An 11,390-nucleotide genomic window follows, 5' to 3' on the forward strand; every position below is an offset into this window, starting at 1 on the left:
CAAATACTATTGAGATTTATAGTTCTTAGCAGTTTTCAATTAAAAAAATTTTAAGTATTTGGAAGTCGCATGAATAAAGGCCTTGAGGGTGAGCTGAGGGTGAAAGGCCTATTCCAATCCAAAAATAATGCTTGCCGAAATAAAAATGTCTGGAATAATAGATTTCATCAAGCGGTGGTTTGATGATTTATAAGTTGTAATCGGGTCGCCTCCTACCTTCTTAGGCTAGGCCTGCCACATGAAAATGAATAAAACAATACAAGTACCTTAATCTAGATTGATACACCAGTTAACAGTATTGGTCATAAAAAGCTCCATAGTGGTTTAAGGTACAATACTCTATTTTTAATCTAATAACGCGAGGAAGTAATATGATGAATCAGAAGTACTATGATGCAATAGTTAATACCGTAGGTAATCCAGTTGGTCAATACGAATCAATCATCAATTATGATCCTGATGGTTTTGTACTGGAATACTTAAAAGATATCTATGTAAGTGTTAACCGTCGCTGGATCGGTGTTTATAAAGGCTGGAATGACCTTTCTAATGTAATCCATATGGGTATGCCAGAGGAGTACTATCAAGATAAGATATGGAATAGTAACTATAGTGATGAAGAGAAACAACTAATTGGCAAAGTTATTTTGGCATTGATTGATGTTTGGAATGAGGAGAAAGCATAATGACTATTTTAACAGTTCAAACATTTTGTTCATTTTGTGGTAAATCCAATGATGTAGTACCACAACGTAAAGTAATGTTCACATGTTTTCATTGTGAAAATGTTATAGCATATATTCTTACTAAGAATGTGAATGGTAAACACGATATTAAGCCAATCAAACCGAATGATTGGGATAAGTATTAATCCAGCACCCTGAAGAAGTAAGTAAGGATGTTGATACTAACTACTTGTTATAACTACACAACTGATCATTTTTAAAGTAAACCACTAAATACTCTTATAATAATTATCATAGGAGTATTCAAATGTTAGATTGGCTAATAACTTCACTAGTACTAACCATCGGCTTTATCATATTGGTAACAGGGTTTATCAAGTACGTGTTACTTGGGTGGATTCTTTACCTACTAATTATGGTGGTTTTATGGATTGTAGCCCGTATTTGGCTATGTTTCCGAAAATAAAATACTAAATAGATAGTAGCAAGTGACATTACTACACAAAGATCTTCGAAATTTGGGACGTTCCAAAATAATATGATATAATATAGCTATCGAAGATAAATATTTCCATAATCTCCAATGATATTTTAGCCCTATGGCAATCATAGGGTTTTTCTTTGGATTTGGAAAAGCATAAAAAGAATTCTTTTCAAAAGGAGAAAATATGAAGGAATTGAAATCACATTCTGTGAGCGTAAAACTAAATGATGCTCAAGTACAACTACTTGAAAAACTAATACAGGAGGGAAAAGTAAAAACTAAAGCAAATGCTCTACAGTACATAATCAATCAGTACTCAATACTAAACAGTAAGTAATACACAACGTTTGATACTATCGTAAAAAGTATTATCTCATTGTGGCGGCACGGATTGCCCCTACATAAAATTCATGGATGAATCAAAATGGAAAAAATCAATGACCTAAAAGGCCAGGTATCTCTACACCTATATAAAGAAGCTCTTCAAAAATGGCATAGTATGCATTCAAGGTTAAAACGCAAAGGTTACGCTAATACAACTATTTGTGTTGAATGGTACACTTTCAGCAACTACTACTACTGGTACTTAAAAAATAGTATTAGTGGGTGGGATGTTGATAAGGATATGTTAGGAGCTAACCACTATTCCCCAAACACTTGTATGTTCGTACCGCATGAAGTAAATCAACTATTCAGAGGTGGCTACGGTAAGTACAAGAAGGGAGTACAGAAGGTTTATAATAGTTGGGTAGCTAAATCAACATACAACGGTGTACAGGAGTATTACGGTACTTTCACAACAGAAGATGAAGCACACCAAGCATATCTTCAAAATCGCCAAGTACGTATTCAGAACCTAGCAACTAAGTACAGCAACTATCCAGTACTTAGTACAGCACTACTAAACAGCAAGTAATAAAAAAAGGCACTTGGTGAGTAAGACCAAGTGCCTAATTAATTAACATCAATTTTATAAAGGTATTTATTATGACCAAAAAGAAAGATCCAAGCGAGTTACAAAAACGTGGACGTAAATCAAAAGAACATGATAACGCAGATTTACAAGATCATCTAAGGGGAGTACGCCACCTAAACCAACTTACAGATGAAGCACGTAGAGTAATATCTAATTCAGTAAAAAGTTACTTTGAGAAGAACAAAAAACGTAAGACTTTTTCAAACAAAAACATGCTGCTATTAGTAACTTCTACACGCTACATCACAGACGAATCTATAAAGCACAATATTGAGTTTTTCGATGCCTTTACACAAAAGGAGTATGGCGATTCATCAGTACGTGATTACAAGATGGTTACGATAGCCATATGTGAGGGTTTAAATGCACTTCTAAGCAGTGGTAAGCCTATCAGAAGTGATACACCAGAGGGAGCACAGTACCTAACAGGTGAGGAAGCGTATCAACTACGTGAAGCTATTGATGCTGGGTACTCTAAGGCTGATTTACTAAAGGTTATCGCCTCAATTTATCCCGAATTACGACATTCTAAGTAGTGTTTTAATAATGGATCAAATGTCGTAATTCAGGATAAAAGGGGGTTTAATAGGGGAAATTAGGGGTTTGAACACTACATTTAGTGGCATAAATGACAAAATAACCACCATATATGGGGTGTCCCGAATTTCGACACCATAATTAGAAATTATTAAGACCTCTTGAACTACGTCCAAATCGGTCTTTGAGTGCCTACACTCCCTGCGGTCGTATAGTCACTGAAACACAAATTAAACCGATCCTTGCGTTTTTTCTCGCTAGTACTCGAAAAGAACGCGAGGGATTTTACTCGCTTTCGCTCAGACAAGTAACAGTACTGTCAAAGTAACAAACCCCAAGAGCTACTACCAAAGTAATTAATCAAAGTATTCGTGAGTCGCCACGGAGTCACGCCCGAACGAGTCACCCGAACACGCAGCCGCCCGCAAAGGGCATCACTAACAAGAAGGAATATCAAATGAAACCTAACTGGAAACGCGATGGAATGAAATCAAATGGACTCTATAACACGCCTAAACGCTCACCACTAAGCGACAATCCGCATGTAAGTACAACTAAGTTAGAACTACTAACGGCCTACATAGAGCGATACAAGGCCGATAAAGGCCGTATGCCGTCATACACTCACCTAAACCGTGAATTCAATATGAGAGCTACTAAGGCGTACTATTCTACGCTAATCACTAAATAGATATATGAAACATTATAGGAGAAACCCAAATGAACGAACTAAACAAACTACAAATTAACCTCACTCAAAAACCAGAAGAACGTACAGAAGAATCTCAACTACTACAGAATCTTTTAGCTGATGTACTAGGCGATGAATCACAGCTAGCGGATATTATTGCTAATAAGGCAGGTCATTTAAGCATTGATCTAGCAGGTAAAATTAGTTCCCTAAGACGTGTACTACAATTTATGGAAAATGATCTAGTACAGGAACAATACGAAACACTACTAAAAGAACAAGAAGCACTAGACGCACTATATGTAAAACTAAGGGGGCTAATAAAAAATGAACTATAAAGACCTATTCAAACCAGTTACTTTTGAAGCTGTACTAGAAAAGCATAAGCAACCAATCGTAGACGCAATCAGAGAAGAAATGAAAATGGACGCATACGCAACAGTACTAAAACAGGCACTACAGAGTGATGAAGTGAAAACCTATACAGTGCATGTAGTTGACCGAATAGCAACGGCAACGTGTGATGAAGAAGAGATAACAATTACACTACCAGTTTTTAGTGGTGAAGAACCATTAGAGTACTACGAGATTACGACAGAATGAAATATCAAATTATCAATAACAACCCAAAGAACTTTAAAGTGGAATATGAAATCGACGGGCAGAAGCAAACCGCACACTTCCAAGCTGATAGTACTAGTTACGGTTCCTCATGGGTACGTATCGCACGACACCGCACGATCACTATCAATACCTACGGTACTATCATAGGTGACGGACAGACGATTACACAGCACCAAATGAGTGAAGAAGAACTCTTTCAGGAATCTACCGTAGATGCACTAGCTATCCAGAAGCAATACGCAGGACTTCTACTAGAGGCATTCTATAGAAATGGTAATGAAATGACCGAAGAACTACTAGAACTTATCCTAAATCCAAAGCCAGTAACAACTAAAAAGCGTAAGTAATCAGTAATGTATCATTTCTTTTTGAGATAGCTATTGATAGTAATAGCTAATTCCATAATAATAGCTATCAACAAGGCGGAAGAGGGGACTCATTCTTTTTTTTTCTCATGAGCGTGTTACGGCAGTGATTGACCGTTACTGCCTTATCTACAAGGAACTGTTACACCGTATCATGCACGGTACAGTACTGGAGGACGGGAACTACCAATACGCCCCCGACACAATTCAGTAAATGAAGACGTTATTCGATTGAATGAACTGTACGTAAAAATTATCCGTACTCTACCGTTAGAATTTGTACTAGTAGAGTTTAATTTAGATGTTAAGATGCTTCAGGAAATCAGGGAGATCCATTAGGGGATACTCTTTAAACGAACCGAATTCAAACTACTCTTAATTTCAGTGAATGAGGAAAAGATATGTCGTCTATTAAAACAATTACCGCAACAATGATCCGTTCAATCCTGGCTGATGATTTCAATGTAGGCCAACTGGTAGCCGATAATGACCGCCGTAAGGAACTGGCAGGTATCGCACCAGACGAAGTAGACGAACTTATCAGCCGCCTTAATGATGTTAAGGCTTACATTGCTACAGCTCAGGAAGAACGCCGCCGTGAAGCTCTGGAAGTTCTTAAAGGAATACTCAGCGAACAAAGTATGTTCACAACAGTAGAAGAACTGATTGAAGCGGCTACGGGCGGCACTCCAAGTACGCAAATCCGTACTAAGATCCGTACGACCAGTAGCAACAGCAACAATAAATCATTCACTGTAGTGATCGGTCAAAAATCATACAGCGTGGTTAACAAGCAATTACCCGCAGGTTTACGTGATAGTGAAGCCTACCAGACTTTGATTAAAGCCCGTCCAGAAATGGCAAAAGTAGATAACCTGTTACGTGAGTACAGTACTGATTACCAGCAAGCCTATCCAATGAACGCAGTATGGAACGGTAATGAATTCCATATCAACAGCCGTGGTAAGCTGAATGAAATTTCACAAATTTACTTCGAAGAATTCAAGAAGAAAGATAAATCTGGTGATGATGAAAAAACATTATTAGCTAAATTCAAAGCTAAAGTGACTAAAGAGTAATGCTTAAAGAAAAGCCCCTTGCGGGGCTTTTATCATTTTGGGTAGGTGAAAATTTTATCTAGACTACGATTGAAAAAATCAATATCTTCTTTTACTTCAGCAATGATGAGATCGGCAGTATCTATTTCATTAGCTCTTTCATCACTAAAATCAATATCACTGAAAGTCAATTGTAAGAAAGAATGATGAAAATACATGGTTAGTCTAAGAAATGCCTCACTAACTTCCTTCGGATATATAATATTCCATCTTTGGCAGGACTTCAATTTTGCTCTTAAATCGAAAGTGCGATAAATTAATTGTTCGACTTTTTCTGAAAGTATTTTAAATTTTGGATTTTTTTTATTAATAGTTTTAATGTCGGGATGTAGCTCTAAAATGCTTGATACAATTTCATCATACTCAGCCATTAGAGATTTAACATGATTAATTCCTTCATCGTATTGTTTTTGTTTCACCCATTGTGGTGCTGCTTTATAAGCAAAGAATGCTACAAGAAGTGTACCGAAAGTTGAAATTGAGCTAATGAAATCAGATATACTTCCCCATTCTAAAGTTTTTGTATCAGAGAAGAGCACTTTTAAAAAAGCAAACACAGCTACAGATATAAGAACTATTACTGTTATGAAAAGTGCCATATTTAGTTTTTTATAGTCCATCATCAATTATCCGCAATATATAAGATTTATCAGTACTTTACCATTAAACATCCGATGACGTACACTCCCCATTCACGCCACATCTACAAAGGGGTTTGGTTTGTTGTGGGTAGGTGTGGCGTGAATCTAGAACGGTAATTCCTCTTGGCCACAGAACCAATCATCACCATGTTGTACAATCACACGTTGTTCAGCATGTAGATAACTAACAGCCTCCAATACGTCTTTAAATGGCGTTTCGCTAATCAGTACAAAGCAATCCCGCTCAACCGTCCCCAGCCAGAAGACCCCGCCTACAGAACCTTCAAAAATCACCCGATCACCAAACTTGAATTGCTCAAGAGCACTTCCACGATAACAGACCGTGAACCATATCCCGTTGTTGGAGAACTGGTGAACACCTCTACGTATGGATGGATCGTAACCGTTCTTATTGCCCATTTCTTAGCCCTCCCATGAATGCTGTGTGTATATACAGTATCGCAGGGGTTGCCGATAAAATCCAATTCTAAAAAATATGCTTACATGATAAGGGCTTAACGTTTCCTCTTGAACAGTTTATCACTGACAACAAAAGCAACTATCAAGAAGATGAACGATGATATATGAGCGTAATCTTCCCAATAATTAGCCGCAATAATGAAAAATATTATTGAAATACCAATAGGCAAATAAACCCTAAAGAGTAATCTATGTAAATCATCCCAAAATACTTTTAAAATTTTCTTCATCTGATTAACCTTATAATGTCAGATACTATGTCCTGATCAGTCTTTTGCCACTGGTTATTAGCATCTACTCGTTCAATGATAGGCTCAATAAGGAAATACAACATTTCCAAATCACGACCATAGAGATCCCTATAGTACCGACCGTGTTTATGTAAGAGCCGTTCGGCAGCCTGAGAAGCTATCTGTACATACCCATAAGCACCAACCAGAGCAATCCCCCTCGTAGCCCAAGTGGTTAAAGCCCCCTCTACAGATACCTTCATCCCCAAACTTGACGCAACCAGAGCAGATACAGAGTAGGCAATAGATAATCTTGTCAGTGTTGAAGATGTAACGAACGTACCGGACATAGCCAATATTCGTGTAATATTTCTGATTCGCTGATCAGAGAGATTCTCAAACATATAGTTAACATATATTTCAATCATCTCTCTGATTACATCATTGTGTTTTGCTAACGTAAATATTGCTTTCGCAAATCTAATATCTTCTTGCTTTAAGCGTGTACAAACGTCCTGGTAGTTATCCATGAAGCAAGAGCTATACCACGAAAGCCTTTCCGTACCAGAGTAGATAGTTTTAGCTTGTTGTACGGCCTGCTGCTGTAGGGCGTCAAGGCTCCTATCCAGCAGGTTAGCCATGTAGCGATCAGCATCAAGTTTATTGAGTATAAGTGAGTTGTAGCTCATGAATCCTTCCCGTGTCACTCCCTGTCCATATCAGGCGTAACAGTAATAAACCTACGAATGATAAACAAGCTGATCTATCGATGGGTTAACAGAATAAATCACCAAAAACACTTAAAAAACGATCATAATCAATAAGTTAAGAGTGTAAATTCAGTGGGTGTACATCTATTAATAATAGGCAAAACCGATCAATAATTCATTATCTATCGAGTTAAGAGATAATAATGGATGATTACCACAAAGTTCATAGCAGAACCAATCATGACTACATCAGGTCAGCTCGTAGGATGTGAGCTGTTAACCCGCTTCCATCGTGAAGACCTGCCAGTACTGAACAGTAAGTACTACATCATGGCTATGGATGCAGAAGGGAAGAGGGAACTACTCATACGACAACTACAGGCCATAGAAGTACATGCGTCATGGTTCCGTCATAACCGGCTTTATTGCACTGTTAACATTGACACCATACAAGCAAGGCTGTGTGTGTTTGATAGAGACGTGATACAGCTACTGGATAAACTTGATTATGTCAGGTTGGAGATCTCAGAAAATTTCGAAGGATTGGAGCAGGGGATCAATCATCCTGTACTCAAGACCCTGTTAAACGTTGGCTATCGCTTGTTCCTCGATGATCTTGGTTCAGGCCGTGCCAATGTCGCAGCACTCACTACTGGATGCTATGAAGCCGTAAAGATTGATAGGGCGTTCTACCGTCAGGAAATCCAGAAGCCTACCTTCAGCTTATTGATGAAGAACATTATGCAGTATTGCCCCTATGTAATCGTAGAGGGAGTAGAGCAACAGAAAGAGCTATCAGTACTACGTGATAGTGGAGTAACAGCGGTACAAGGCTACCTCTACAGATCAGTACCATTCGACAAGGTAAACACCCTGCTTTAACTAACACAGTAAATACCCCTATAGAACAAACATCATAGGGGTATACAAATGTGCATATCAATAATCCTACACTTCCCAAAAGGCTCTACAACCATCACAGACGGCATTATGTCAGGCTATGACTATTCACGTGATGATGTACTAATATCGGCTCACATAGCGATTGATGAAGCCTACAGCCTATTCATTGATGACTATTCAATAACAGCCAAACATAAATATATCAGTATTAACTACAAGCATAGCTACACAATAGGCCGCTGGTGGTATCACTGGAATAGTATTGATAACTATGAAGGTAGTGAACGTACACATCTAGATTATCTACACGGACTAATAAAAGAACTATTAGAACATGAATCTTTAAACGGTAGACCTATCAATAGCTACAGAGTGTCAGTACTACTCAATAACTTCAAAGATGAATGATCACTCAAAATATTCATTTTAATGGTTCCTCCGGTGGGGTTCGGATCGAGCGTAGTTTCGTCCCCGAATTGTTTTAAATATAAATGCAAAATTAATGCATATCCGAACCGAAAGTGAATACGAAGTGCATAAAAGGAATTAGCAAATGAAAAACGTAAGCATGAACCAACTTGGTAAGCAGTACGGGTATGACGAGAGTACTGTACGACAATGGCGTGATAAAGGTATGCCAATTGGTAAAGATGTTGATGAAAGTGAAACGCGTGAATGGATTGTACAAAACATTATCCTACCGCTACGCAACACTGATATCAAAGAACAGATTGAACAAGAGCGACTAAAGAAACTCAAGGCTGAAGCAAGCCTAGCAGAATTAGAACTAGCACAGAAAGAAGATACAGTAATCAGTACTGAGTATATTGAAGATGTACTAACTGCCTATCTATATAAATTGAAAACAAGTATTCGTTCAATACCCAATAAAGTTTACCTAGAACTATTCGCAATGGATAACGCGAAAGATTTACGTGACAGGTTAAAGGATGTAATAGACGCAACATTAATAGAACTCGGAGAAATGGAATTCGAGCTACCTGATGATATGGATATCTTAGAACATGAAGAAGAACAACAAGACGAAATTAACGATACTACTCAAGAAAGTACTACCGACAGTCAAGCCACCACTAAAACAGAAAACGAGTGATTGGATTAAAGCTGGTGGAGTAATGAAGTTAATCGACGGTCCAGGAATGGGCTTAGATTATATTCCTTGGAATTTTCAATGTGAACCAATGGATGTAGCACAGGATAGAAGTACTAAGAAGATCGTTATTCAGGCGTGTAGCCAATTACTCAAAACCCAAGTAATGACCGCAATAGCAATGAATAAGATGTTTAATGATCCTGCAAACTTTGCCTTTGCCTCTAGTAGTGAAGATGATATTAAAAAGTTTAAACAGGGTAAGTTTATGCCCGTAGTGGAAACTTCACCAGTACTAGCCAACTTAATCACTAGTAAATCAGATAAGAACGCCGCCAACAATGCAAAGCAAACAGAACTACGTAATGGTACGTTTATCTACTGGCTTAATATGAATACCCCAAAAGATCTACGTGGTATTACATGTTCAACCGTACTACTAGATGAAGTGAGTAACCTAGTTATTGGTGAGCAAGGCAACCCAATTAAATTAGCAGAAGGGCGTACATCTACATTTGGTGAGGATGCATTAACAGTAGTAGCCAGTACACCACTATTTAAGAATGACCTAATCAATAGTGAATTCAATCTATCTGATAAACGCTACTGGTTCGTAACACATGATTGTGGTCATGAATATAAATTTGAATGGGAACAAGTAACATTTGATTTTAAACAACTAGAGAATGGTAGAGCAATACCAGACAGTACTACGGCTAAATTGATTTGCCCTAATTGTAAGAAAGAAATCAGTGAACATAAACGCCACCAAATGGTAGATAAAGGTCGATGGATTGCGACTAATCCAGATGGTGAAAAGGGTGTGGTAGGGTTCGGTATCTCTCGTATGTACTCACCTCTAGGAACAATAGAGGAAATGACAGCACGTTATGCCGATGCACTCTATAACTTCAATCTTCAAACTTTCATGAACAATGAACTAGGTGAAATCTTTGAAGATGAATATCAGAAAGAAGTAGATATCATCCAATTAGAACAACACAGGGATAATAGTTTTAACTTACATAACATACCCGAAAGTGCATTAGGTATTTGCACTAGTACAGACCAACAGATCGACCGTGTAGAAACTACGATAATTGCATTTGATGAAAAGAATGTGTGGGTTTTGGGGCATGAATTCCATTACTCACCAGACTGTACTAAGGAAGAAGCACCAGCATGGAACGAGCTAGAGAAGTTTCTCAAGACACCATTTAAAACACCAAGCGGTAGAATAGTACCAACACTTGCATGTTTTGTAGACTCCGGTAACGCAACACAGACGGTATATCGTTTCTGTAATAGATGGTCAAAACTACACCCGATTAAGGGTAGCCCTTCACCTACTAGTGAACTCTTTAAAAAATCTACTGCTGGTGGTAAACGCTTAATAGTACTAAATGGTCAAGAACAGAAAACTACAATTCGTAAATTACTAAACCATATGCTTGGAGATAATCCAGAACAAGCACCAACACAATTACATTTTAGTAGTTCACTACCTTTTGACTATTTTGAGCAATTAACCGCCGAAGAACTAAAGCCGAAAGGTGGGCGTTTAATGTGGCAACTAAAGAAAGGGCAGAAGCGAAATGAAGCTTTAGATTGTCTTGTCTATTCAATGATAGCACGTGAATACGCTATGACAGTACTAGGTACAGCACAGCCATATAGAAAACTACGTAACTTTAAGGCAGAAGTATCTAAACAAGAAACACTAAATAAGGAAGAAACTATAACCAAGCCAGAAGTAAAACCACAACCAGTACAGAAAACTAGAGAAACTAGAAACAGTACAAGGAGAGGAAATAGCTGGTTCGGAAAATAAAGG

14 protein-coding genes are annotated in these 11,390 nt (G+C 37.9%); 11 read left to right on the forward strand and 3 right to left on the reverse strand.

The annotated features are described in order from the left end of the window. The first annotated feature begins 371 nt into the window (after positions 1-371). The 7 genes from AC0TNG_RS23135 to AC0TNG_RS23165 all read left to right on the forward strand — a co-directional run bounded on the left by AC0TNG_RS23135 (position 372) and on the right by AC0TNG_RS23165 (position 5,442). Positions 372-686, forward strand: coding sequence for a hypothetical protein (locus tag AC0TNG_RS23135; protein WP_367908804.1), 315 nt, complete (start codon positions 372-374; stop codon positions 684-686). Between the two features lie 908 nt (positions 687-1,594). Beyond that, a complete protein-coding gene (locus AC0TNG_RS23140) occupies positions 1,595-2,086 on the forward strand; it encodes a hypothetical protein (protein ID WP_473713142.1) in 492 nt (163 codons plus the stop codon). A 71-nt stretch (positions 2,087-2,157) separates the two neighbouring features. After that, positions 2,158-2,682 carry a hypothetical protein gene (locus AC0TNG_RS23145; RefSeq protein ID WP_473713143.1) on the forward strand — a complete coding sequence of 175 codons (525 nt, stop codon included), beginning with the start codon at positions 2,158-2,160 and terminating at the stop codon, positions 2,680-2,682. Between the two features lie 721 nt (positions 2,683-3,403). Next, a complete protein-coding gene (locus AC0TNG_RS23150) occupies positions 3,404-3,712 on the forward strand; it encodes a hypothetical protein (RefSeq protein WP_473713144.1) in 309 nt (102 codons plus the stop codon). Next, positions 3,702-3,977 carry a hypothetical protein gene (locus tag AC0TNG_RS23155; protein ID WP_473713145.1) on the forward strand — a complete coding sequence of 92 codons (276 nt, stop codon included), beginning with the start codon at positions 3,702-3,704 and terminating at the stop codon, positions 3,975-3,977. The genes AC0TNG_RS23150 and AC0TNG_RS23155 overlap by 11 nt, the downstream gene beginning before the upstream one ends. Continuing rightward, positions 3,974-4,345, forward strand: a complete 372-nt coding sequence (locus AC0TNG_RS23160; RefSeq protein ID WP_473713146.1) for a hypothetical protein — start codon at positions 3,974-3,976, stop codon at positions 4,343-4,345. Before AC0TNG_RS23155 ends, AC0TNG_RS23160 begins: the two co-directional genes overlap by 4 nt. Positions 4,346-4,764: 419 nt before the next feature. Then, complete coding sequence (locus AC0TNG_RS23165) at positions 4,765-5,442, forward strand: hypothetical protein (RefSeq protein ID WP_473713147.1); 678 nt, start codon at positions 4,765-4,767, stop codon at positions 5,440-5,442. Positions 5,443-5,474: 32 nt separating this feature from the next. Here AC0TNG_RS23165 and AC0TNG_RS23170 read toward each other — a convergent pair whose 3' ends face one another. The 3 genes from AC0TNG_RS23170 to AC0TNG_RS23180 form a co-directional block, all read right to left on the reverse strand. Then, positions 5,475-6,104, reverse strand: coding sequence for a hypothetical protein (locus tag AC0TNG_RS23170; RefSeq protein ID WP_473713148.1), 630 nt, complete (start codon positions 6,102-6,104; stop codon positions 5,475-5,477). 123 nt (positions 6,105-6,227) lie between these two features. Continuing rightward, positions 6,228-6,542: a hypothetical protein gene (locus tag AC0TNG_RS23175; RefSeq protein WP_473713149.1), complete on the reverse strand. Its 315-nt coding sequence runs from the start codon at positions 6,540-6,542 to the stop codon at positions 6,228-6,230. A 286-nt stretch (positions 6,543-6,828) separates the two neighbouring features. Continuing rightward, the gene (locus tag AC0TNG_RS23180; protein ID WP_473713150.1) at positions 6,829-7,521 is read right to left on the reverse strand and encodes a hypothetical protein; all 693 of its coding nucleotides are present in this window, start codon (positions 7,519-7,521) and stop codon (positions 6,829-6,831) included. Positions 7,522-7,782: 261 nt separating this feature from the next. On the opposite strand from AC0TNG_RS23180, the gene AC0TNG_RS23185 reads away from it, so the two are divergent. The 4 genes from AC0TNG_RS23185 to AC0TNG_RS23200 all read left to right on the forward strand — a co-directional run bounded on the left by AC0TNG_RS23185 (position 7,783) and on the right by AC0TNG_RS23200 (position 11,387). Beyond that, entirely contained in the window at positions 7,783-8,424 is a 642-nt protein-coding gene (locus AC0TNG_RS23185) for an EAL domain-containing protein (RefSeq protein ID WP_473713151.1), read from the forward strand. Positions 8,425-8,532: 108 nt separating this feature from the next. Continuing rightward, positions 8,533-8,853, forward strand: coding sequence for a hypothetical protein (locus AC0TNG_RS23190; RefSeq protein ID WP_279801057.1), 321 nt, complete (start codon positions 8,533-8,535; stop codon positions 8,851-8,853). A gap of 145 nt (positions 8,854-8,998) precedes the next feature. Continuing rightward, positions 8,999-9,559: a hypothetical protein gene (locus tag AC0TNG_RS23195; RefSeq protein WP_473713152.1), complete on the forward strand. Its 561-nt coding sequence runs from the start codon at positions 8,999-9,001 to the stop codon at positions 9,557-9,559. A 22-nt stretch (positions 9,560-9,581) separates the two neighbouring features. Further along, entirely contained in the window at positions 9,582-11,387 is a 1,806-nt protein-coding gene (locus AC0TNG_RS23200) for a terminase gpA endonuclease subunit (RefSeq protein WP_473713153.1), read from the forward strand. The last annotated feature ends 3 nt before the right edge of the window (positions 11,388-11,390 follow it).

It is taken from the genome of Enterobacter sp. PL_is514 (assembly GCF_055816715.1).